Genomic DNA, 23,794 nt, shown 5'->3' with positions numbered 1-23,794 from the left:
CGGCGGTCTGTTCTGCGGGTCCTGGTCCTGTGCTCACAGACCTATCTTGCCTTACACCTCCGACAGCCACCGGGCACGGCGGCGTGGCAGGCACCCAGGCTCAGTGCGACCGGAGCCGGTTGCGGTTCCGGTTCCACACGGCGAAGGCACCGGCGGAAGTGCCCACCAGCAGTGTTCCGATCGCGATGGGCCCCAGTGCCGGCCCGTCCGGGCCCCCGCCCCGGGCGGGAGCAACGGCGGCCAACTTGGTGGGGGCAGTGGTCCGGCTCACGGGACTGTTCCAGTCCTGTCCACTGGAGGGGCCGGTGGGCGGGCGGTAGCCGGCAGTCGCTGATGGGGTTTCGGGGGCGGAATCGTCGGGGACCGGTGCCACCGTTGCCGGAAGCCGGGCCGGGTCCGGGGGCGGGACGTCAGGCTGCGCCGGCTGGGGCTGGACAGTCGGGGCGGCCGGCTCCGCCGGGGGTGCCGGCTGGGCCGGCGGCGGCACGGGATCCTTTGATTTGCGTGGGCGCCCGGTTGGGCCGGCGTCGGGGCTGCTGGCAAGGATGGGAATGCACACCAATCCGCAGTCGGCTGGCGCCTGGGTGTCCGACGCCGGAACGGGCGTGGGGTCGGCAGTGGCAGCAAGTGCCGGGCCGGTTGGGAAGAAGCCAAAGGCCAGGGCCAGGACAGCTGCGGAAGCCGTCGTCGTAACAGCATGGCGGACCGGGGCGGACGGGGTCATTGCTACCTTTCGATGCGCGCAGCCCCCCCACCACGGCTTTCTGGTGTCCCCGGTAGTCTTCTACAGCGCCGGGCGGGGCCGCAAATCCGCCGCAGCAGCGGCCCCGCCTTTTTCGGGCCTGCTCAGTCCCGGTTTTCCGGTGGAAGCGCCACCTGGATTTTCCGCGCTTTGCCGCGTCCCACCACGTACCCGCGGCCCGGGATGAAGTCCGGACTCACCCGGCCCAGCGAGGTATTGAGCAGGCTGTCGCCTTCGATGTCCCCCGGGTTGAGGAGCAGGCCCCGCCGCCCGGATTTGAACGGCTGGGCAAGCTGCCAGGCACTGGACCAGGTGGAGGATTCGGACTCGCCCACCACCCATTGGTCCGCCTTCAGCGACGCGGTCACCAGCTGCGCCATGCCGGATTCGGCGATGGTGTCGGTGAATTCCGTCAGGCCCTCGATGAAGAAGGCCACCACTCCCGGATTCCCGGTGGAGTGCTCCACCAGGTCCTCCACCACCTCGGCGAGGTCGTCCGGTCCCACCACCGAGCGGTTCCAGATGGGAAGGGAGGCGACGGCGGACCGGCGCGACCCGAGGTAGATCAGCTCCGTGGCGGGGTTGGACCGGCGCAGTGCGTAGGCCAGGGTTACCAGGGCCACGGTCCGTCCGGCACCCGGCGGGCCTGCCAGCAGCAGCGGGCCGCGCGCCATGATCTCTGCGGGCTGCAGGGACTCGTCGTCCACGCCGATCACCGGCAGGTCCGGGCTGCCGGCGGGCAGGACATCCAGGTCCACCTGCTCGGGCAGCCGTTCGATGCCCGGCGCGGTGTCCAGGCCCTGGCGCAGCATGGCTTCGCTGAGCTTATGGACTTCCCGGGCCTGCAGGGCCAGGTTGGAGTTGCCGCCCAGGACGGCGAGCTGCACCTCAAGTCCGTCCAGCAGCCCGCGGCCCGGGGGCGACGTGGCGGTGAGCACATCCCTGGGGACGTCCATCGAGATGTAGTCGTCTTCGTTGGAGAGCCGCAGCACCAGCCGGCGCTGGATGGAGGCGAGCAGCGACGCGGGGACGGCGTTGGGCCGGTCCCCCGTCACCACCAGGTGGATGCCCAGGGTGCGGCCATCGGTGGCCAGTTGCAGGAAGATGTCCCAGAGCCCGGAAAGCTTGCTGTGCTCGTATGCTTCCCGGAACGCGGACATGCCGTCCACCAGCACGAAGATACGCTTCTCGTCCGGCCGGTTGGCCAGCTTCCGGTACTCCACGATGGTGGACGCCCGCACCTCTGCGAACTGTGCGGACCGCAGCTCGGCGATGTCCCGCAGGAGGCGCAGCAGGCGCCCAACGCGTTCCACGTCGTCGCCGTTGATGATCTCGCCCACGTGCGGAAGCTCCTCCAGCATCCGCAGCCCCGAAGAACCGCAATCGATGCCGTACACGTGGACCGGGCCGCCGCGCGGGGTAACCGCGGCGGCAATGGCAATGCCGCGCAGGGCTGCGGACTTGCCGGAGCCGCCCGTTCCGTAAATGGCCATGTTGCCGTCACGGTCCGGTTCGTAGAACACGGTGGGCTGGTCCTGGTGCACGGGATCGTCGGCAACGCCCAGGAGCAGCTGTTCGTCGGTGCGGGGGTTGGGCAGCTTCGAGAAATCGTAGGTCTTGGCCAGTTCATCCAGCCATGGCTTGCGCGGCGGCTGGATGGCCAGGGTGTCCGCGGCGTGCACGATGGTGGAAGTCATCCGGGCAATGTCGTTGGGGCCGGCCGGTTCCTGGGCGACGGGCTTGTCAGGGGCGGGCGCTTCCCAGCTGGGACCGGAACCGAAAGCCATTTCCACGATGTCGATCTGGGGCCGCTGTGGCTTGTCGGTGGTCCAGCCGCCGGCGTAGCCGGTCTGGAACCCCTGGATGCGGCCGGGCCCCGTCTTGGCGGCACCGCGCCCCGGAATGGCGGGGTCGAAGTAGGCGGCGTCCGGGACTCCCAGAATGTCCGTGGCATCGTCCTCATCGGCCATGCGCAACGCAACCCGGAGGTTGGTGTTGGCGCGGAGGTTGTCCTTGATGACGCCGGCGGGCCGCTGGGTGGCCAGGATCAGGTGCAGGCCCAGGGAGCGGCCACGGGCGGCCACATCCACCACCCCGTCCACGAACTCGGGAACATCGTTGGCCAGGGCGGCGAACTCGTCCACGATGATGATCAGGTACGGCGGGGCTTCCGGGTCTGCCTCGCGCTGCAGGGCCAGCAGGTCCTTGGCCTTCTTCCGGTTCAGCAGCTGCTCACGGTAATGCAGCTCCGCGCGCAGGGACGTCAGGGCGCGGCGTACCAGGTGCGGGGACAGGTCGGTGACCAGCCCGACGGTGTGCGGCAGGTTGATGCAGTCCGCGAATGCGGCGCCGCCCTTGTAATCCACGAACAGGAAGCTGACGCGGTCCGGGCTGTACGCCGCGGCCATGCCCATGACCCAGGACTGCAGGAACTCGGATTTGCCCGCGCCGGTGGTGCCGCCGACCAATGCGTGCGGCCCCTCGTTCTTCAGGTCCAGGTACAGCGGCTCGATGCCCTTGGACCCCACCAGGGCCCGGAGCGTGCCGTTGTCCTTGCGGTTCGCCACCGCGGTGGCGTGCACGGAGTTGTTTTCCGTCCAGCGCTCGGCCACGGACTGCGGGTTGTCCAGGAAGTCCTTGCCGATCAGGGTCGCGTAGGACACGGCGCGCGGCAGGTCGGAGTCGTCGTTGACGGGCTTGCCCACGTCTACCACGGGGGCCAGCATTCGGGCGAGCTGGGCGGCGAGTTCCGCGTCCACGCTCTCGCAGCTGACGGGATAGGTGTGGCGGCCCAGGCGCACCTGGCCGGTGGTGGTGCCGTGGTCGCCGTCCACCACCATGAAGTCGCGGCAGGCGGCGGGCAGGGCCTGGATGTCGGTGGCCACCCACAGGACGTGGACGCCGGCGTCGGGCCCGCGTTCCGCCAGCCGGGTGAGCCGGCCGCGGTCCACCGGAGCGTCGTCCTCCACGATGACCAGCACCGAGGGAAGGACGGGCTCTTCGAGTTCGTGTTTGGCGGGGTCGATGCCGGGGCGCAGTTCCGGGGCAGTCCGTTTGGCCGCCGCTTCGCGGGCGTCCACCAAGTCCTCAAGCCGGGCCAGCAGGGAGGAGCCGCCGGCAGACCCGGCTGCCAGGTGGTCCCCGCCCAGCGGGCTGTGCCCCGAGCCCACGTGCGGCAGCCATTGCAGCCAGTTCCACCGTTCGCGGGACTGCGCGGACGTGATGGCCGTCAGGACCACCTCGGCCGGGGAATGCAGGCCCACGAGCTGCAGCACCATGCCGCGGGCAACATCGTCCACCAGGCCGCGGGCGCCGGCGATGCCAAGGGCCCCGGAGGTGCGCAGCTGGGAGACCACGGGGACGCCTTCGATCTCGCTGAACTGCTTGATGCAGTCCTGGATCTCGCGGGCGTACTGGACTTCGGTGTCATTGTTGGAGGGTTCCTCCAGCGGGATGCGTGACGGCCCGGTCCCCAGCCCGAAGCGCAGGCCCAGGAACGAGGAGTGCTCGGGCCGGTGCGTCCACAGCAGTGGCCCGAGCTTGTAGATGGCATCCACGGTGTCGCTGACCGACGGCGCTTCCTGGAGCCGGACCGCCCGTTCCACCTGCTGCAGCTCGGTGAGGTCCTGCCGGAAGGCGGCCATGGACGCCCGGAACTGCTTGAGCTGTTCCTTCTGCTGCTTCCGCGTCCGCATCCTGGTGTCCACGTAGTGGCCCACGATGAACAGGGGCATCATCAGCATGAACACCATGGACAGCACGTTCTGCGTGACCGCGAAGATGACCGCGCCCATCATCAGGGGTGCCACCAGCATGATGTACGGGAACGGCTGGTCATCGGGCCGCTTGGGCCCGGCAGGAAGGACGCGCTTTGGCACGTCGAAGCGGGGCACCACGCGCGGGGAGCGGTTGAAGTCCACAAGGGGCGACGTCGGCGCTGCCGCGTGATTATGCCCCAGGGGCACCACGGTGACGGTGGTGTCCCCCAGGGTCACCGTGTCGGACGAGTTCAGGGTGGCGCGCGTGACCGGCAGCCCGTCCATCAGGAGGCCGTTGGCGGAGTTGGTGTCCACGATCTCGATGCTTTCGCCCACCGTGATCCGGGCATGCCGTTTGGACGTGAGCGGATCCGTCAGGCGGATATCCACGTCCCGGTCCCGGCCGATGTAACTGGTGCCGATGGGCAGCGAAAATTCGCGGCCGACGTCGGGCCCGGACAACACGCGCAAGGTGGCCGCAGCAGGCCCACGGCTGGCTCCGGGTTCGTGGAACTGCCCGCTGACCTGGGCCAGCGACACCACGGAGCCCGGGCGCAGGCCCGATTCGAGCAGGTTGTCTTCGCGGGCCAGGACGTTGCCGCTGATGCCGGCACCCACGAAGGCTTCGTCGATGCGCAGGGACAGGTTGTCCGGGGCCGGGGTGCCCTTCCGGTCAGGGTCGGCCGCCCAGAGCACGGTGGCAATATCGGCCACGGTGGCCAGGCCGTCCACCGTGACGGCCAGGTCCTTGGCGTCGGCGGGTTCGCGGCGGAGTGTCAGCCGGATCCTCATCCTTCGTCCACGCCCCTCATCTTTTCGAGCAGGTACAGGTCATCGGGTGTCACCAGGTGGGTGGTGACGGCGTGCTCCACCAGGCGGGCGCGACGGTTGGTGGCCAGTTTCCCGCCGCCTCCGCGCAGTCCCACCACGCCCACGCGGTCCAGCTTGTCGCAGACGTTGTCCAGTTTGCGGTTGAAACGAGTCAGCGCCCAGCCCAGGGTCTTGGCGGCGGCCGCCGAGGACGGGATGGTGCTGAACCCGGTGCCTTCGCGCCGGAGCACGGGCTCGGCGAGGGCCACGATCAGCGCCTTCTGGGCGTCGGTGAAGACCACGGGGCCGATGGTGGTGTCGCCGCTGCTGGCGCCTTCCCGGGCTTCCTGCCGGAAGGATGGCGTCTTCAGGTGCACGGCGAACTCGTAGGTGGTGGGGCCGGCCGTGAAGATGACGTTGGTGTGGCTGAACACCAGCGGAATCCGGGCGCCGGGCGACAGCCAGGCCTGCATGCCGCCGGACGCGTCAGCCACGGTGGCGGACAGCATGCTGCCCACGTTGCTCAGCCACCAAATGCCGTCGTAGCGGGCCACCTGCAGGAACTGCCGGTGCAGGTACGGGTTGTCGTCCACTTCAAGGTCGCCTTCGCGGCCGATATTGAAGATGTCCTCATCCGATGGCTCATACCATTCGCCACAGAAATCTATTGCTAGATCCCCCATGATCTGTGCCTCCTCAGTGGGCAATGTGTTTGCATCATCAGCTGGCTAGTCCTGCAGGCAGGCGATGGAGTCCTGGCCTTCCGGCGAGGCGCTGCCGTCGGCCCGCACCAGGATCACTTCCAGGCAAATGGGAGTGGGGCCGAACCCGGAAACAAAGGTCTTCGGTACCTTCGTGGTTTCGTAGGGACCGTCCGCCTTGGCGGATTTGGTGCGGTATTTGTAGGAGTCGCCCTCCCTGGGCTGCGGGTTGGTCCAGGAGAAGATGATGGTGTTTGGATCTTCGGGCTTTCGTGATGCCGTGAGGCCTTCAACACTGGGGACGGTGCCGCTGTCCACGGCGTCCGCCGGCGGCTTGCTGACCTGCTGGGTGTCCACTGCTTTGGGCGTTCCGGTCGCAGTGTTGGCCACCACGATGCCCACCACCGCCGCCAGGGCCAGGAGGGTTCCGCCGGCCAGCGCGAGCCAGAGGTTGCGCTTGCCATGGTCTGCCGCCGGCTCCGCCTGGGGCTGGTCCACGTTCACGGGCCGGTGCACGGTGGCGTCGGCGGTGTAGGTGTCCGGCCCGGCGTCGTCCCTTACCGGGGCACCATAGTTCGCCGCGCCTGTGCTGCCGCGCAGGACGGTGGACTGTGCCCACTCCCCCTGGCCGCCGCCGTCGGCCGCGCCTGCTCCGGGGCCAGCCGCTCCGGCGGGGCCCGCCGGGATGGAGGGCACGGCAGGGGCTTGCCGCCATTGGCCGGGGCCGGCGGGAGTGAAGGACGACGGCGGGAGGGCACCACCGCGGCGTCCCGTGGCGTCGGTTCCGGCGCCGGGTGAGCCGGGGCGGGTGCGGGCCGGGAAGGTGGGGGCGCTGCCGGTGCGCTCGGGATCGATGGCGGCGATGCTGCGGACGCGGGTTTCCTCGGTGCCGTCGTCCGGGTGGCTTTCCTCCTGCTGGGGTTCCTCGAGGACTTCGAAGGGAGTCACGGAGAGGTTGAGCTCAGCCTGGATCCGCTGGAGGGCCAGGGCGAAGGCGTGCGCGGAGGAATACCGTGACTGCGGCGACTTGGCCATGGCGGTGGCCAGGGCCAGTTCCAGCGATTCCGGCACGTCCGGACGGCCCAGCCGGGGCAGCGGCAAGTTGCTGATCCGGTTGATCAGTTCCCGCTGCGAGTTGTCCGCCCCCGGCATGACGAAGGGCGAGCGGCCGGCCAGCAGGGTGTACAGGGTAGCACCGAGGGCCCACACGTCCACCATGACGCCGTCGACACTGCCGTCGCGGAACTGCTCCGGCGGGGACCAGGGAATGGACATGCCCGAGTCGTCGTCGGAGTCCCCGGCAAGGGTGCCGGAGATCCCGAAGTCGGTCAGCGCGGGACGGTTGTAGTCCGTCACCAGGATGTTGGCGGGCTTGATGTCGCGGTGGGCGATGCCGGCACGGTGCGCGGTTTCGACGGCGGAGGCCACCTGGATGCCGACGGCCAGGACTTCATCAACGCTGAAGCGCTGCCGCCGGTACCGCACGTCCAGGCTGGGCCGGGAGCAATACTCCATGGCCAGGTAGGAATGCCCGTCGTCCGTCACTTCCGCCTCGAAAATGGTGACGATGTACGGGTGCGAGGACAGCTGGGCCATGAGGTTGGCCTCGGACTCGAAGCGCCGCCGGGCGCCTTCGGTCTTCAGGTCCGAGAGCAGCACCTTGACGGCGACTTTCCGACGCGGCCTGTCCTGTTCGTAGAGGTAGACGTCGGAAAAGCCGCCCGAACCGAGCAGGCTGATGTAGGTGAACCCCGGAATGCGGGGCGGCGGCGCAACAGGCCGTTTGGAACTCAAGGAATCTCCTCAAAACGCAATGAGATGTTGTCGCCCAGTTCAGCGATATCACCGTCGAGCAGGATGGCCATCTCGTTCTGGGCGAGACGGCGCGGCGGTTGGCCTTCGCGGACCAGGACGGTGCCGTTGGTGGCCTTAAGGTCGCAGAGCATCACGTGCCAGCCCTCAAGCCGCACCTCCACATGGGACCGCGAGATGTCACCGCCCGGGCTTGCCACCTGCACCAGGCGCGGCATCACGCCGCCCTGCACCCGGGACACCGACGGCTGGCGGCCGATCACCATGGACTGGTCGAGGTCCAGCAGGTCGCCGGTGGACAGCCGCATCCGTCCCAGCCTGGGACGCGCTACCTGCACCGCATCGGGCAACAGGGCCGCCCCGCAGACGCTGCACTGGGCGCGGGTGGGCGGATTGGCGTGGCCCTGGGCGCAGACGCGCGCCAGCACCAGCGGGCCGCCGCCCGCATCCTGCCGGGCCGCAGGTGCGTCCGCGGCAGGGCCGGCCGTTGATCCGGCGACGCTGCTCTTCATGACCGTCTGGCCATCATGGTCCGGATCGAAGCCGGCAGCGGGTTCCTGGCCCGTGTCCGGCTGCTGGACCTGTGGATTATGGACTGGCGGATTATGGGCTTGCGGTGCATCGGCAGGCAGCTCATGGACCGGGGCAGGCCCAAAGGCAGGCGGACCGGGCTCATAGGCAGCCGGAGGTCCCTGGAACGGCGCGAACTCCCGGGCGGGAGCGTCGCTGCCGGTGCCGGGTTCCGTCGGTGCGGGTGCCGTCCCTGCAGTGCGCCAGGGGACGGAATCGATGAGGACACCGGAGGAAGCGGGACGGGACGGAGTGGCAGCCGTGCCGTTCGAGCCGTCACCGTGTCCGGCGGAAGCATCTGAACGGGCATCTGCTGGTCCGGCATCTGCTGCTCCGGCCGGTCCTGCTCCGGATTCGGCCGACGAGCCACCCGGCGCCGCATCCTCCCCCGCGCCCAGGGCAGGGAGCGGTTCAGCTGCGGGCAGCGCCGGCTGTTGCTGCGGCACTACATGTCCGGAGTCGGCGTCGGGGTCCTCGCGGACGGCTGCGTCTTCGATGTTCCTCATGACGGTGCGGTCCCACAGGTGGTCGTAGGACGTGGTCATCTCCACCGCGGGACCCGCATCACCGTGGCCTGCCGCAGCGGTGGTTGAGTCCGCCCCGGCGGCACCGGAACCGGGCAGCTCCGATCCTGGGTCCCCAAGGCTGGTCGGGTCTTCGTTGCCGGTTGCTTCGAGGAGCTCTCCGTCGGCGTCGATGATCGCGCCGGGGGCAATGGTGGCTTCCGGATCAAGGTGGTGCGCGGAGGGTACCGGATCCGGCAGCGCGTCAGGTTGCTGCGGGTCTCCGGCGATTGCGGCCGGGATGCCACTAGGGGTCCCCACGGGGGAATCGTCGGCTGTTTCGCCCCCACCTGCTGGCGCTTCCGGGGTAAGGGCCTGGTCGAAGCCGGCTGGACCGTCCACCTCGCCGGAAGAACTGACGGCGAACGGGCCATCCACACTGGCCGGTTTCCCCGGGGATTCTTCGCGGTCCACTGCGGCAGGACCACCGACGGCGGCAGGGCCGGCCGGCGCGCACAGGGTCAGCGTCTGGAGCAGCACCACACCCTCCCCCAGCGGCAGTTCAGCCAGCGGCAGTTCAGGCAGCGGCTGTTCACCCAGCAGCTGTTCACCGAGCGGCCGGCCGGGGCGTCCCGCGGCCTTCCCCGCCGTGGCACCGCTGGCGATACCCAGCCGGCATGTCCCGGGCACGACGAACCTGCGCTCGTTCCAGGTGGTCACGTCTCGGCCGTCGAGCTCCACCGGGCCGCCGGGCTGCTCCACGGTGAGGTCGAGGTCACCGCGCAGGAAGACCCGCAAGGACCCGTTGAAATCCAGGATGCCGAAGGACGGGATGCGGGTCAGGGAGCCACCGGAACTGCTGGTGACGGCTGCCAGGACCTCGTGCGGCTCGGGCTGCGAAGCCAGGAGCTCCCAAATGGCCCCTGCGAGTCCGGCGGGTGTCTCCGGGCCCAGGAGGACTGCGGTCCCGGACCGGACGATGCCCAGCCAGGTGCCGGGAATGTAGCTGGCGCCGGTCATCGTCCGGGCTCTCCGTCCTGGTCGGTGCCGGCTTCGACGGGCGCCGGCAGGGGCTGCGTGACGGCTTCGGACGCAGCCGGCCGCGGCAGCGTCACTTCGTCCCCGTCCGCCGGGGTGTGGCGGGGTGCCGTGGTGCCGGTGCCGTCGTCGTTCGCTACGTTCCTGGCGTCCACCACGATGGCCGTCACGTTGTCCCGGCCGCCGCTGCGCAGGGCAGCCTGGATCAGGGCGTCCACTGCGTCCTGCGGCGCAGCCACGGTGCTGAGGATCCGGAGGATCTCCTCGTCCGGCAATTCCCCGGTGAGGCCGTCCGAACAGACCAGCACCCGGTCGCCTTCCTCCACGGGGAGGAGCCAGTAGTCCGCCTCCGTCTCGTCCCCGGTGCCCAGGGCCCGGGTGACCACGTGGCGGCGGGGATGGACGGTGGCTTCCTGTGCGGTGATCTCGCCGGCGTCCACGAGCTCCTGGACCTCGGAATGGTCCACGCTGATCTGCTCGAACCGGCCCTGGCTGAGCCGGTAGGTGCGGGAATCGCCAATGTTCATGACCAGCCAGTACGGCACGCCCATTTGCTCCACCACCACAGCGCCCGTCAGGGTGGTGCCGGCGCGGGCGCCTGTGGCTTCCCGGATGGAGGCGTCGGCACGGACCAGGTACTCCTGGAGGAGGGACGCGGTAATGTTCCGCTCCCCCGTGGTGACCTGGGGCATTTCTGCCAGGGCGCGCACGCACAGGCCGCTGGCGATTTCGCCGGCCTCGTGTCCGCCCATGCCGTCAGCCACGGCGAAGATCGGGTCGGCGGCGATGTAGGAATCCTCGTTCAGCTCCCGGCGGAGTCCCCTGTCCGTCCCGTAGCCGTAGGTAAGGCTGAGGCCCGGCCCCGGCTGGATGGTGGAGGAAACACTGGCGGGGTGCTGGTTCATGCCTGTCCTAGGTAAAAGGTACGGTCTCCAAAGTGCACGCTGGATCCCGGGGTAACAAACGTGGGGACGCCCGGCACCAGGGGGGTGCGCAGGCCGTCCGGGGTGGTGACGGCGCTTCCGTTGGTCGACTGCCGGTCCGTCACCCAGATGCCCGCACCGTCAGTGAGCAGGTGCAGGTGCGTCTTGGAGATGGAGCGCCCGGGGTCGTCTACAGCCAGCAGCTGGGCGTGCTGTTCGCCCGATTGCCCCACCGGGTTCCGGCCCACCAGGACGCTGCGGTCCAGCTGGAAGTCGCGGCCGTCGTCCAGGCGGATGCGGAGGACGGCCACCTGGGCTGGTCCTCCGGCGCCGGGACGCACCTGGGTGCGTTCGACGTCGTCGTCCACATGCTGCGAAGGCACCCGGTGCCCCGGGGGAACGCCCTGGGAACCGGCCGCGGGCGGCGCGAAGGACGCCGGCGAGGTGTACGGCATGGTCTGCGAAGGCATGGTGGCCGACGGCGCAGGTGCTTGGGGCGCGGACGCCTGCGGTCCGTTGACCTGCGGTGCCGGAGCCGCAGGGGCCGGGTTGTAGGGGGCTGGGTTGTACGGGGCCGGGACAGCAGGTGGCGGAGACTGCAGTACCGGAGCAGGTGGCTGGGAGCCGGCTTGGGGTGCGGCGGTTTGCGGTGCGGCGGTTTGCGGCGCTTTGGCCCCGGCCACCGGGGAGAGCACCTGCTGCACAGGCGGGAGGTCCAGGGGCGCGAAGCTGTAGGGACCCTGGATGCCGCCGGTGGTGATGGGGTCCCTGCCTGCCTTGACGTCGAACACGAGGGTCTTGGCAGCGGTGTCATTCCAGCCCCGGAGGCCGCCGTTCTTGTCCCAACGGTTGGAAACCACCACCAGCACAGCCCAGGCAGCACCCACCAGGAGCAGCGGGCCGAGGATGAACAGGGCGGCGTCGAACCATTTGAAGACCACTACCAGCACTGCCGCCAGCAGGGCCAGGAGGATGCCCGCCCCGGTGATGAGGCCGCGCAGGAACACAGCGCCCGCACCGGGTGCGTAGCCGTCCTGGTCCGCGCTGCGGATGCCCATGGCCAGGTTGCCGGGCGTTTTGCCGCTGCGGGCTTCCAGACCGAGCACGACGAACAGGTAGGCCAGGGTGAGGCCCAGGCCGATTCCGCCGAACAGCACCAGGGAAGAGGTGTCGTACACGATGAACCCGCCGCTCCTGGTGCGGGTGATCCCGGCAAATCCGATGGCGAACGTCACCACCAGCACTGCCACCCCGGGCAGCCAGTCGATGACGGCAGCGCCAAGCCGCTTGCCCGCCGCAGCCGGAACAAGCTGAAGGTTCACTGCCATTCCCGTTCCTCCCCCTGGAGCGGCTTCCACCCTTGTGGAACCGCCGGTCGTGCCCGGCCCGGTGCCCGTATGCAGGGTGCCCCTGCGCGCGTTGCCCGTATGTGCTGTGCCCGCCGGCTGACCTGCCGGGGGCCTTTCTACTACCGGGATAGTACCGGGAATCCCGGGCGCATGCGTGGGGCGCGCTTCCCTGGCGTCACTCCTGTCTTGGTGCTCCAGCGGGTCCGGGGTGCGGGTGCGGCGCGCTGCCCGGTTGGGCAGCGGCGCGCCGCAGGCGGTGCAGAAGGTGGCTCCCGCGCGGATCTGCTGTTGGCAGCGCGGGCAGCGTTCGGCGTCGGGCATCACTGCTGGTGGGGTCCTTGCTGGTCTGGCTCGTTCGTGTCCCGGGCCGGTGCGTCCGGCCGGGGCGATGAAGGTGCGTTGGGCGTTTCCGCCCGGCCCGTGGAAGGGTTCCCGCCGGCAATCCGGCGGCGGCGCGCAGCCAGGATTCCGCCCACCGCCGGGAGCGCCACACGGCCGCCGCGCAGCTTGAGGCCCTGGCCGGAGTTCATCGCGGTCCTGGCGTCGGCAAGGAGCGACCGCGGCGAGAACCGTGCCTGCTGGCGCCGCCAGAATCCGATGGAGGAGGTCATCTCCTTGAGGGACCCGTCAACGATGGTCCAGTACTCGCGGACCTCCTCCTCGGTGGGCTCCCCCGCTCCGAAGATCGAGGCGTCCGCCCGGCGCGCCAGCATGGTGGTGGTTCCCTGGGTGGCTGGGAACGCTTCGGCCAGGACGGCAGCACTCTCCCGCCGCGTCGAGCGCGTGTCGACCGCGGCGCCCAGGTCTGTCGCCAGGCTCACTACCTCGTTCCATCCTCCGCCCACGCGCTGGGCGGCGTGCCCGTCGCGGAAACGCGACTTCCGCCGTCGTGTCTTCAACAGGGCGATCAGCAGCAGCGGCAGGGCCAGGATCACCAGCGGGATCGCGACGACGCCCAGGGCGCCCAGGAGGGCACCCCAGAACAGCCACGGGTTGTTCTTCTTCTGGTCGGCATCCAGCGCGTCCGGTGAGGAGTCCGGCGGCAGGTCTGCCGGCTCCTGCGGCGGGGGCGGCGGCTGCAGCACCTGTGGCTTGGGCTTGGACTTGTTCTCGGGGTCAGGCGGGATGGGGATGTTGTCCTTGGGCGGGGTGGGATCGAAGCTGACCCAGCCAACCCGTTCAAAGGCGACCTCAACCCAGGCGTGGACGTCCTTGCCGGTGATCTTCACCTCGCCTGCACCGTTCTCCGGGCTGGTCGGCTCAGGGTAGAAACCCATCACTACCCGGGACGGGATGCCCAGGTGGCGGAGCATCAGGGACATGGCCACCGCGTACTGCTCATCGTCACCCAGCATCTGCTTGGCCGTCAGCAGGCTGCGGATGCGGGCCGAGCCGTGGCCGGAGACGCTGGGCAGCTGGCCTTCACTGACCAAACCGTTGCTGAACGCCCCGGTTTTTTGGAAGTGGGCTTCGATCTGGCGCACCCGGTCGATGGCGGTTGGCGCATCGGCGGACAGGTCGTTGGCCTGGGAGCCCACCACCGGCGGCACCTCCAGTGCATCCGGGAGGGAAATCTTTGCGAAGTCGTACTGCGTCAACTGCCCGTGCTCGAGCTTGACGGGATCGGAAACCTGGACGCTGTAGGAGTCGCCGCGGGACAGCCCGCTGGTGGTCACCGCAGTGTCGGAGCCGGGGTTGAAGTAGAGGCCCGCAGCGGCGGCGGAGCCGGACTGGTCAAAACTGATGCCGGTGGTCTTTCGTCCGCCGGGGACAAAGTAGCCCTGGTAGTCCTCGATCTTGATGCTGATCGAGTAGTCGTTGGTGGGCACCACACCGGATGAGTCGGCGAGGGTGTTGATGGATTTCGCATCGCCCACCTTGCTGAAGTTTCCGGAGCCATTGGGGTCCATGTTGTAGTTGGTCCCGTTGAAGGCATCCAGGGCGCCGAGCCGGACCCGGCCGTCCCTCGGGAGGCCCTTGACCACGAACAGGGTGTCGTCCTTCTTGTCCTTCACGTATGTCCGGAAGCTTGCCAGGGGCGTGATGTAGTCCTTGGGGTCGAACGGGGGCACCACCACGTTGCGGAGGACTTTCCGGTCCTCTCCTGCGCTGACCAGCGGTGCGGCCACTGCGGTGACTCCCACGCTGGCGGCAATGACTCCCGCAGCCATGCCCAGCCGGCGGATCCGGGCACGCCGTGCGGCGGCGGTATCCGTCTGCGGGTTGTTCACGGACACCCGCCGGGTGTTGTTCCGCCGGAGCGCGTCCCGGCGGAACGTTGCCCACGCGATGCCCAGCACGGTCAGGCCGATGCCGCGTTCCAGGGTCAGGAACGCCGCGTTGGTGCTGAAGGCGATGCCCGTGACGAACAGGACCAGCACGGGCAGGAGGGGCAGGTAGGGGCTTTTGGTGCGCCATGTCAGCAGCGCCGCGACGAGCGCCGTGATCAGGGAGCTCAGGAAGGGGACAATGAGCACGCCGCCGGCAGTTCCCACGGGCACGCCCACCGTGAGCATGTCCTTCCAGGCGAAGACGACGCCGAGGAGCAGGGTCCGCAGCGAATCCAGGGTGGGGACGAAGCCGGCGATGGCAGCATCAGGGACCGCCAGCCAGGTGCCAAAGAGCAGGTACGCGGCAAGGGCCAGCGCGGTGGTGATGAGCAGCCCCAGGCGCAGGTGGGCGTTGACCGCACCGATGGCCAGGCCCAGGATGATGCCGCCGAAACCCGACAGCAGGTAGTACGGGTCCCCGCCGAAGCTCAGGCCGAAGCCGAGCAGTCCCAGGCCCAGCAGGACCACCAGGGCTCCGGCGTCGAGCAGGAAGTGCCATAGCGGCTGGCCGTCCGCGAACGCCGACTCCTGGTTGGCCACCTTGCGGCGGCTGCGGGTCTGCGGGGCAGGGGTTTGTCGGGGGGCAGGGGTTTGTCGGGATCGGCCCGGTGCGGTGCTCATGCTGCCGCCTTTCTCAGCACGATGGCAAGGTCGGCCAGGTCGCCGAGGGTCAGGACAGTAAGGTCTGCGATGTTGGCCCGGGTGGGGGCCGCGCCGGCTTCCACCCTGACGGCCAGGCTGCGCACACCGGGCGGCACGGAGGCGGCGGCGGAGCGAAGCTGGGTTGCCGTGACGTTGCTGCCCACCACGAAGAAGACGACGGAGGCGTTGGGCACGGTGTCGGCCAGGGTCCGGGCGAGGTCGACGGCGGTGCGGCGCATGGGGGCGCCGACGATCCGGGTCATGTCGTCCAGCATGTTGCGGCCGGTTTCGCAGCGCAGGGGGCCCTTCTGGGTCAGGACATCCAGTTCACGCTGTTCGCGGATGGCCTGCCGGCCGATGGAGGCGGCCACGGAGATGGCCATCTCAAACTCGGTCTCGGAAGCGTATTCCTCGGTGTTGATGGACAGCGAAATGGCCAGGTGGGCGCGGCGCGTTTCCTCGAACTGGCGCACCATCAGCTTGTTGGTGCGGGCGGTGGTCTTCCAGTGGATGTGCCTGCGGTCATCGCCCGGCACGTAGTCGCGCAGGGCGTGGAAGGAGACGTCGGCGCTGGAGAGGTCCGTGGTGGGCATGCCCTCGAGGTCGCGGATGAAGCCTGCGGCGGAGCCGGCCAGGGCCACGGTCCGCGGGTGGACGAAGAGGTCCTCCGGCTCAGTCCAGAGGACCTGGCGGCGCAGCAGGTGCAGCGGGTCCGCCCGCACGGAGCGGACCGGTCCAACCACGATGACGGCGCGGCGCGCGGTGGGGATGGTGAACAGGTCCTCGTGCACCTGGCCGGGCTTCATCCGGGGCAGGTGGAACACGGCGGTGGTGCTGCCCACCGGGAGTTCCAGCGCGGCCGGCAGGAGGGGACGCGCGGAGGTGTTGGAGACGGCGATGCTGCCGACGGCACTGTCCCCCACCGCCACCCGGGTGCGGGCCAGGTCCAGGACCACCCCGTACGAGGACCGGCCCAGGATGAAGGCCACTGCGATGACGAACATGGCGAAGGCGGCTATGGCCGCCGCCGTGGCTTCCTGCCAGCCGAATGCCTGTCCTGTGGTCCAGAGCAGGATCGCGGCGGCGAGGACGGACCAGCCCAGGATGCTGACCACGGAAAGCACCGGCCACGCGTACTTCAGCCAGATGTCCCGGACGGACCGCCATGCGGGCGTCAGGGCCTGGAGTGCGGTACTGCTGGCCTCGGACCACACCGCGGCAGGGTGCAGCCGGGTGGGGCGGCCGTTCCGGTGGAAGAGTTGCTGGAAACGCTCCGCGAGCCGGGTCAACGGGGTACCGCTGGACGTGCCGTCGGACATAGGGGTGTGCCTTCGTTGTTGCGCTGGAATGGAATGACGGTGGCTGCGGCGGTCGGCCGCAGCCGGGCGGATCAGGCGTTGGTGCGCTGCTGCGGGGCGGCGACGTCGGCCAGGATCCGGGTCAGCACGGCCTCAGCGGTGGCGCCGGAGAACTCTGCTTCGGGGTCCATCACGAACCGGTGGGTCCACACCACGGATGCCAGTTCCTTGATGTCGTCCGGCAGGACGAAGTTCCGGCCCTGCGCGGCGGCCCAGACCTTGGCGGCACGCACCATGGCCAGGGCGCCACGCACTGACACGCCAAGGCGCGTCTCCGGGGCGTTGCGGGTTTCCTCGCACAGCCTGGAGATGTATTCCAGCACGGCAGTGTCCACGTGCGCCGTTGCGGCGAGATCGGCCATGTCCGCCACGGCCTGGGTGGTGATGACGGCGGAGAGCTCCTTGGAGCGGTCCTTCAGGTTGCTGCCGCCCAGGAGCCGGACCGTGGACGCGTGGTCCGGGTAGCCGATGGAGGTCTTGATCAGGAAGCGGTCAAGCTGCGCCTCGGGAAGGCGGTAGGTACCTGCCTGCTCGATCGGGTTCTGGGTGGCCATCACCATGAAGGGCCGCCCTGCCGAGTACGTGACGCCGTCCACGGTCACGCGGGATTCCTCCATGACCTCCAGCAGCGCCGACTGGGTCTTGGGCGAGGCACGGTTGATTTCGTCGGCCAGGACGATGTTGTTGAAGATCGGGCCCTTGTGGAACTCGAACTTCTGCGTCTTCTGGTCGTAGATGGTCACACCGGTGACGTCGGAGGGCAGCAGGTCCGGGGTGAACTGGATGCGGTTGTTGGAGCCCTGCACGGTGGCAGCCAGGGCGCGGGCAAGGGAGGTTTTGCCCGTACCCGGGGCGTCCTCGAACAGGACGTGGCCCTCGGCCAGCATGGCGGTGAAGGTCAGCCGGATGACGTGTTCCTTGCCCAGCACCGCCTGGCCCACGTTGGCAACCAGCTTTTCGAACGTGCCAGCAAACCACTCGGCCTGCTCAATGGTCATGGTCATGAGATGTGCTTCCTTCTGATGGATCGAATTTTCTGTGAGCCCCGGGTAGCCGGGCCCACAGTTGTGCTTCCGGAGATTGCTAGCGGTTTGGCATGCCGTTCGGCGGGTTGCAGCCCACATTGGAGGTGTCGCAGCGGAGCCAGTTGCCCGACGCCATCCCCGAATTTAGGTGGTACCAGATGCCGCTCGGGTTGTTGGAGGTCTTGTACCAGACCTGGTAGCGGTCCGCCGTGGATGGGGCACCGGCATCGAGCCACTTGCCGGCACCGGTGCACTGGGACGGATTGCCGGCAATGTAGCTGTCCGTCCCCTGGCGGGGCTCCGTGCAGCTGCGCACCGGGCTTGCCGTGACGTACCAGTCCGTGGGCGGGGGTGGGGTGTTGTCCGGACCGGAGGTAGAGGTGACCGGTCCGCCGATTGCCCCGTTGGTGACGGTGTAGGCGCGGACCCGCAGTTTGTGGCTCGCGCTCCACCCGCCGGCGCCCGTATCGAACTTGTTCGCCTTGCCGACGTTCTGCCAGCCGCCACCATCCATGCTCACCTCGTAGTAGCTGAGGGGCCTGCCGTTCGTCGCCGGGTCATTCCAGGTCCAGTGCACCTGGCCATCGCCCTTCGCCGAGGTGCCGCCGTTGATGCTGGGGGCATTGGCAGGACCGTAGGGGTTCCCGGTGCCGATGGCCTTGGCGTCACCGGACATATTGTTCTTGGTGGACGTGGCAATGATGGTCACGGTGATGTCCCGGCCGTTGGTCATGCCACCGATGGTTCCTCCCCCGGCCTTGATGGCACCGGTCTTTCCGTCGGCATTGTATGAGTAGGCAATCTCGGATGCCGTGGAGCCGTTGCGCTGCGCATCCGTCAGGGGCGTGAACGTAACGTCGAGCTGGCCGCTGGTCCCGTTCTCTTTGACGGTTCCAGCGTTGACAGTGCCAGGTTTGCCTGCTGCCCGGATTGCGGCGGACTGCGCGCTCGTGCCGCTCGTTCCGGCCTTGTTGGTTGCCGAGACCGTAAAGGTGTAGTTCGTTTCCGAGTTATCCACTTTGACGTTCTGCGAGGTGCCGGACACCTGCTGGCTGGAGACCGCGGCACCGCCCCGGAGCGTGGTCAGGGTGTAGGCCGAGACCGCGTCACCGTTGTTGTTGGGCGCGGTCCAAACCACCCTCAGCTGGCTCTGCGAACCTACCGGCGTCGCCTGGGCGACGCTCGGCGCCGCCGGAGTGGCGGGGACGCCGGCCGGCACCTCGGCCGCCGAATACGGGCTCCACTCGGAGGGGTCCTTGGCATCGTTGCGGGCCAGGACCCGGACCTTGTAGGAGACGCCGTTCTGGAGGCCCTTCCAGACGTAGCTGACTGATGTCAGTCCCTGGATCTGGGCGTTCTGCCCGGCCGGAGCCGGCGAGATTTCCAGGTCGTAGGACTTCACCGGCGAGCCCTTGCTCGCCGGGGCAGTCCAGTTCACCGTCAGCTGCTTGTCGCCGAACTTCAGCGACGGCGCCAGCGGCGTATCCGGTTTGACGTCCGGGCGCACATCCGCGGACGCCGGCGAGCGGTCGGAATCGCCGAACTCGTTGGTGGCCGTCACCTGGAAGTGGTAGGTGGTGTTGTTGGTCAGGCCGTTCAGGGTGCAGGTGTTGGCCGGGCACTCCTGCCGGAACCCGCCCTCACCGTAGACGGTGTACTTGGTGATGGCGGAGCCCCGGTCGGCCGGTGCGGACCAGGTGAGCAGTGCGGTCTGGTCGCCCACGCTCTGCGCCTGCGGCGTGGTGGGGGCTGCAGGCTTGTCCTTGACGGTCAGCCGGACACGCGCGGTGGCATGCCTGGAGTTGTCCTGCGTCTTGTCTTCCACCGTGTACGCCACCACCATGGTTCCGGTGAAACCGGGCGCCGGCGTGACGGTCACAGAGTCACCGTTGACGCCCACATTGCCGCTGCCCGTTTCGGTGTTCGCGGCAATGATCTTCAGCGGTGTTTCCGGGAACGGATTGGCGTCGTTGGCCAGCACATTGATGGTCACCGGCTTGCCGGCGGCGGCGTTGTCCTGCACGTCGTCGTTCGCCACCGGCTTGGGCCGGTTGGAGGCGGTCACGGCAAGCTGGTACGTGGCCGTGGCCTGGAGCCCGCGGGGGTCGGTTGCCTTGACCTGCACGGCGGCGCGGGTTCCGGTTGCCGTGGAATCAGCCGCCGAAACTTTCAGCGTTTTGCCTTCGATGCGTGCGTTGAAGCCGCCCGGGGAATCCCCCACCACTTCGTACTTCATCTTCTCGACGTCGTCCTGGTCCGGATCGGACGTGAGCTTGCCGAGGTCCGTGGTGGCCGAGTCGCCCTTGGGAACATCCACGTTGGCGCCCAGCAGTTCCGGCGGGTTGTTCTTGTTCGGGTCCGGGAGGACCTTGGTGCGGATGCTGAGGGTGGACTTGAGTCCGGCAGGATCGTCCGGTCCGGATCCGTCGGTCACCTCGAAGGTCAGTGAACCGGGGCCTACGTAATCCGCACCTGCCGTGTACTTCAGGCCGGTGCCGTCGCGCGTCACCGGATCGCCGCCGTCGGCACCGATGAGCTTGATCCGGTCCGCCTGGGTCAGCCGGGGTGAGCGTCCCTCCCGGACCTTGACCCATTCCTTCAGGTCGACGTCGACGGACTGGCCGGCGACCACCTCGATGACTTCGTCCTTGGCCAGGGTGGGAACCTGCTGGCCCAGGCCCGGCACCCAGATGATGGCTGTGGACTGCTGGCCGTCCACGTCTTCCACGGTGTACGGGATGAGCTGTGGCTGCTCGGTGAGGTCGACCAGGATGTTGCCGTTGCCGCCAGGCCGCGCCGTGGTGGCGTCCGTGCTGATCTTCAGGTTCTCGCCGACGCCGTCGGGATCCTCGTCGTTCTTGAGGACCGGAACGTCCACGGCGGTCTTCCCCATGGCCTGGGCGGACGTCACCCTGTCATCACGGGCGATCGGCGCCTTCAGCGGCACGTCATTGTCGACCACCAGGCGGATGGTGGCCTGGGCGGTGGCGTCCCGGTCGTCCGCGATGGTGTAGCGCACGTTGACGGTTCCGGCCTCGTTGGGGGCCAGGAGGATGATGCGGCCGCTGTTCTTGCTGACGGTGGCCTGCAGGGCCGGGTCGGCCTCGATGCCGTCGGTCAGGATACGGATGCGGTCGCCGTCGGGATCGGTGTCGTTGGCGAGGGCATCGACGGCGATCTGGCGGCCCGGGCGCACCCTGACCTCGTCGTCCACGGGAGTGGGCTTTTGGTTCATGTCACCGCGGGGTGCGATACCCACCGTGACGGTTCCCGTGTTCACGGCGCCCTGGCGGTCCACCACCTTGTAGCGGAACGTGTCGGTGCCGGCGCCGTCCCCGGCAGCAGTGAAGTCGATGAAGTTGCTGCCGACGGTGGCGGTTCCCATGGCGGGGGTGCTGTCGATGCCGGTCAGCTGCACGGAGTCGCCGTCCGGATCGATGCCGTCCAGGGGAACCGGAATACGGACGGTACCGGCAGCCACCACGCGGGCGGTGAGGTTCCGCGGCTGCGGCCGGGAGTTCTCCGCGCCTTCGAGCGGAAGGATGTGGATGGTCACGGCGGCGGCGCTCTTCTGGCCCTGCGGATCCACCGCGTTGTAGATGGCGCGCACGGTCTTGGGCTGGCTGCCCGCAATGAACCGGAGCGTGTTCTCGGAGACGAAGCTCTTGCCGTCGGCAGGATCAACCGCCTGCGGCAGGACCGGGTCCACGGTCAGTTCCTGCCCCTGCGGGTGGGTGTCGTTGTCCAGGACGGGGATGGTGACCACGTCATTGACGCGGACATTCACCTCGTCCGGCTTGGGCTGGGGTGCTTCCACCACGGCCGGTGCCGGGACCGGCACCACGGAGACTGAGCCGGTGGCCGACTTCTTTCCGTTGGACATGGTGTATTCGAACAGGATGGGGTCCTTGGTCCCCAGGATGTCCGTGATGCGCAGGACGCTGTGGTTGATCACGCTGACGGACACCGTCGCATTGTCCGGGAGCTTCACGGACTGCAGCACCAGGACACCGCCGGAGGGGTCGGAGTCATTGGCCAGCGGGTCCAGCAGCACGCTGCCGCCGGTGGGCATCAGGGCAACGTCATGGACTGCCACGGGGTCGCCGCCGTCGTTGCCGGATTCCACATCCACCCGGATGAGGCCCTGGCTGCTTTGGGGGCCGTTGCTGGCGATGTAGGTCAGGTAGACGGGGCCGGGGGTGCTGCTGCGGAACGTGAAGGTGCCGCCGTCGGTGACGGGGCCAAGTTCGGCCGGGCCGTTGGCTTCCACCTGGGCCAGGCGGAGGGCACCTCCGTTGGGGTCGACGTCGTTCTTCAACGGGGAAATGACCAGGTCCTGGCCCACCACGGCGGTGACGTGGTCAGCGTTGACCACGGGTGCCAGGGCTCCGGGCGGCTGGACATTAACCACCACCTTGCCCGTGACGGTGGCGCGGCCGTCCCAGATGGTGACCTGGACGTTCTTCTTGCCGGCGGTGGCGCCGGAATCCTGGAAGGTAAGCAGCCCGTCGCGCCGGACCTTCACCTGGTCCTGGTCGTTGTCGGCCTTGGCGTCCAGCAGGACCAGGTCGTCGCCGTCGGGATCGATCCAGTCGGTGAGGATGTTCTGGCTGACGGTCTTGCCCTGTTCCACCAGCATGGTGGTGTCTTCGCCGCGCTTGAACTTGGGCGGCTTGTTTTCGTCGGGTCCCACCACGCTGAGCGTGACCTGGCCCGTGGCGGACAGGCCGCGGCCGTCCGAGGCACTGTAGTTGAAGGTCTCGGTGCCCGGCTTGGCGTCTGCGGGGACGGTGATCTGGAAGGCGGTGCCGCCGTAGATGCTTTCCAGCGTTCCCGATTTGGGTCCGGCGTCCCCCACCGCTGCGGTGAGGACGTCGCCGTCGGGGTCGGAGTCGTTGTCCAGGACGCTGAGGATGGTGGTGCGGCCCGGGCGGACTCCGACGACGTCGGGCTTGGTTTCCGGCGGACGGTTGGGTTTGGTGCGGTCCGGCAGGATGTTGATGGTGTTGTTGTCCGCCGACTCCTGGTCCTGGTCGTCGGACTGGTTCTTGGGTGGGATGACGTCGTCCCAGTTGTTCACCAGCTGCATGTTCTGGTTGACCAACCACACGTTCCCCGAGTTCACATCATTGAGGACCACAAGGTCCCGGTTCACCCGGAAAACATACGACGGCGACGCACTCGCCTTCGGCACCGCAACATTCTTATCATCAGCATCATTGACGCAATCCCGCACGTACTTGTTCGCACCCGACCACGCCGCATGCACGCACCCGCCCAACTGCACCGGCGCAGCAGGGACGCCCTCGCCGTCGAACCCCACCGTCTTCGCCGTCCCACCATCAACAGGCTGCTTCAACAACGCCTTCCGCGTCGCCACCGCCACAACATCACTGCCCGGCCCAGGCTGCTGCAACTTCGCATCCCGGGCATCCTCCAACGCCAACCGCTTACCACCAGGCAGGAACAAGCTCCCCGCAGCAGCATCCAACACCACCGGCTGGTCCCCCACCACGGTCATCTGCAGATCCCCGGCACCCTTAAGACCATCCCAGGTACTGGACTCCGACGACGTCACACCACCATCAGCGTCAACACCCGTCACCGTCACAGCCCCGGTCTTCGGATCCGCCGAATAAATCCGGTCATCAGAACCCACCACAGACACAAGACCCGCCGAACCAACCATCACCGGCTCGGACGCTTCCTTATCAAAACCATTCACCGTGGACGGAGACACCGCCCACACCTTCCCCGACGCAGCATCCGTCACCGAAATCGTCCGCGCCCCAAAACTCACATCAGCCGCCCCCGGCAACTGCTTATCCCCACCCAAACGCATATTCGCCGGCGACACCTGGTTCAACGTCGAACCAGTCTCATCATCAACAAACACCTCACCGGCATGCTGCAACACATCAAACGTCGTCGACGCCGGCGTCACCGCACCATCCAACACCCGCGACGGATAATTCAACCGCCCCACAGCATTCCGGGACTTCGAAACAACCCACACACCACCGTCATTCAACTCCACCTCAGTGGTCTTGAACCCCGGATACAACACAGCACCCGTCACCACCACAGCAACCACAGCACCAAACGCAGTACCAGTGACGAGCTTCCTATGTCGCTTTTTCAGCCCAAGCTTCCCCAGCAGAGTTGTCACAGCGTTACTTTTCCCTCAGATTGTGTAGCCAGATGGCGGCCCGGTCGCAGGACAGGCAGCAGGC

11 protein-coding genes and 1 pseudogene are annotated in these 23,794 nt (G+C 68.3%); all 12 read right to left on the bottom strand.

The features are described from left to right. Positions 1-100: 100 nt before the first annotated feature. Positions 101-724, bottom strand: a complete 624-nt coding sequence (locus LDO22_RS20630) for a hypothetical protein (protein WP_224025521.1) — start codon at positions 722-724, stop codon at positions 101-103. Between the two features lie 122 nt (positions 725-846). Next, positions 847-5,292 (bottom strand): FtsK/SpoIIIE domain-containing protein, encoded by a 4,446-nt coding sequence (locus tag LDO22_RS20625; protein WP_224025520.1) that lies wholly within the window; start codon positions 5,290-5,292, stop codon positions 847-849. Next, positions 5,289-5,993, bottom strand: coding sequence for a hypothetical protein (locus tag LDO22_RS20620; RefSeq protein WP_224025519.1), 705 nt, complete (start codon positions 5,991-5,993; stop codon positions 5,289-5,291). The genes LDO22_RS20625 and LDO22_RS20620 overlap by 4 nt, the downstream gene beginning before the upstream one ends. Before the next feature lie 45 nt (positions 5,994-6,038). Then, positions 6,039-7,805, bottom strand: a complete 1,767-nt coding sequence (locus LDO22_RS20615; protein ID WP_224025518.1) for a serine/threonine-protein kinase — start codon at positions 7,803-7,805, stop codon at positions 6,039-6,041. Continuing rightward, positions 7,802-9,916 carry an FHA domain-containing protein gene (locus LDO22_RS20610; protein ID WP_224025517.1) on the bottom strand — a complete coding sequence of 705 codons (2,115 nt, stop codon included), beginning with the start codon at positions 9,914-9,916 and terminating at the stop codon, positions 7,802-7,804. Before LDO22_RS20610 ends, LDO22_RS20615 begins: the two co-directional genes overlap by 4 nt. Continuing rightward, positions 9,913-10,839, bottom strand: coding sequence for a protein phosphatase 2C domain-containing protein (locus LDO22_RS20605; RefSeq protein ID WP_224025516.1), 927 nt, complete (start codon positions 10,837-10,839; stop codon positions 9,913-9,915). The genes LDO22_RS20610 and LDO22_RS20605 overlap by 4 nt, the downstream gene beginning before the upstream one ends. Then, positions 10,836-12,185: an RDD family protein gene (locus LDO22_RS20600; protein ID WP_263422206.1), complete on the bottom strand. Its 1,350-nt coding sequence runs from the start codon at positions 12,183-12,185 to the stop codon at positions 10,836-10,838. The genes LDO22_RS20605 and LDO22_RS20600 overlap by 4 nt, the downstream gene beginning before the upstream one ends. Positions 12,186-12,449: 264 nt before the next feature. After that, positions 12,450-12,527 (bottom strand): annotated as a pseudogene (locus LDO22_RS21810) (zinc-ribbon domain-containing protein); the annotation flags it as partial. Continuing rightward, positions 12,527-15,157, bottom strand: coding sequence for a transglutaminase-like domain-containing protein (locus LDO22_RS20595; protein WP_224025514.1), 2,631 nt, complete (start codon positions 15,155-15,157; stop codon positions 12,527-12,529). The pseudogene LDO22_RS21810 and the gene LDO22_RS20595, both read right to left, overlap by 1 nt. Further along, positions 15,154-16,497, bottom strand: coding sequence for a DUF58 domain-containing protein (locus LDO22_RS20590; protein ID WP_224025513.1), 1,344 nt, complete (start codon positions 16,495-16,497; stop codon positions 15,154-15,156). Before LDO22_RS20590 ends, LDO22_RS20595 begins: the two co-directional genes overlap by 4 nt. A gap of 71 nt (positions 16,498-16,568) precedes the next feature. Further along, complete coding sequence (locus LDO22_RS20585) at positions 16,569-17,540, bottom strand: MoxR family ATPase (RefSeq protein ID WP_159632448.1); 972 nt, start codon at positions 17,538-17,540, stop codon at positions 16,569-16,571. Positions 17,541-17,619: 79 nt separating this feature from the next. Next, on the bottom strand, positions 17,620-23,730 hold the full coding sequence (locus tag LDO22_RS20580; RefSeq protein WP_224025512.1) for an Ig-like domain-containing protein: 6,111 nt from the start codon (positions 23,728-23,730) through the stop codon (positions 17,620-17,622). Between the last annotated feature and the right edge of the window lie 64 nt (positions 23,731-23,794).

Origin of the sequence: Arthrobacter sp. NicSoilC5, from assembly GCF_019977395.1 — a bacterium.
Taxonomy (GTDB): domain Bacteria; phylum Actinomycetota; class Actinomycetes; order Actinomycetales; family Micrococcaceae; genus Arthrobacter.
The sequence above is the reverse complement of the archived record's forward strand: the minus strand, read 5'-3'. Positions and strand labels throughout refer to the sequence as shown.

Excerpts from the sequence above, each read along its gene's own strand:
- LDO22_RS20625 (WP_224025520.1), bottom strand. The coding sequence starts at position 5,292 with ATGAGGATCCGGCTGACACTCCGCCGCGAACCCGCCGACGCCAAGGAC.
- LDO22_RS20585 (WP_159632448.1), bottom strand. The coding sequence starts at position 17,540 with ATGACCATGACCATTGAGCAGGCCGAGTGGTTTGCTGGCACGTTCGAA.
- LDO22_RS20630 (WP_224025521.1), bottom strand. The coding sequence starts at position 724 with ATGACCCCGTCCGCCCCGGTCCGCCATGCTGTTACGACGACGGCTTCC.
- LDO22_RS20590 (WP_224025513.1), bottom strand. The coding sequence starts at position 16,497 with ATGTCCGACGGCACGTCCAGCGGTACCCCGTTGACCCGGCTCGCGGAG.
- LDO22_RS20595 (WP_224025514.1), bottom strand. The coding sequence starts at position 15,157 with ATGAGCACCGCACCGGGCCGATCCCGACAAACCCCTGCCCCCCGACAA.
- LDO22_RS20600 (WP_263422206.1), bottom strand. The coding sequence starts at position 12,185 with ATGGCAGTGAACCTTCAGCTTGTTCCGGCTGCGGCGGGCAAGCGGCTT.
- LDO22_RS20610 (WP_224025517.1), bottom strand. The coding sequence starts at position 9,916 with ATGACCGGCGCCAGCTACATTCCCGGCACCTGGCTGGGCATCGTCCGG.
- LDO22_RS20620 (WP_224025519.1), bottom strand. The coding sequence starts at position 5,993 with ATGGGGGATCTAGCAATAGATTTCTGTGGCGAATGGTATGAGCCATCG.
- LDO22_RS20605 (WP_224025516.1), bottom strand. The coding sequence starts at position 10,839 with ATGAACCAGCACCCCGCCAGTGTTTCCTCCACCATCCAGCCGGGGCCG.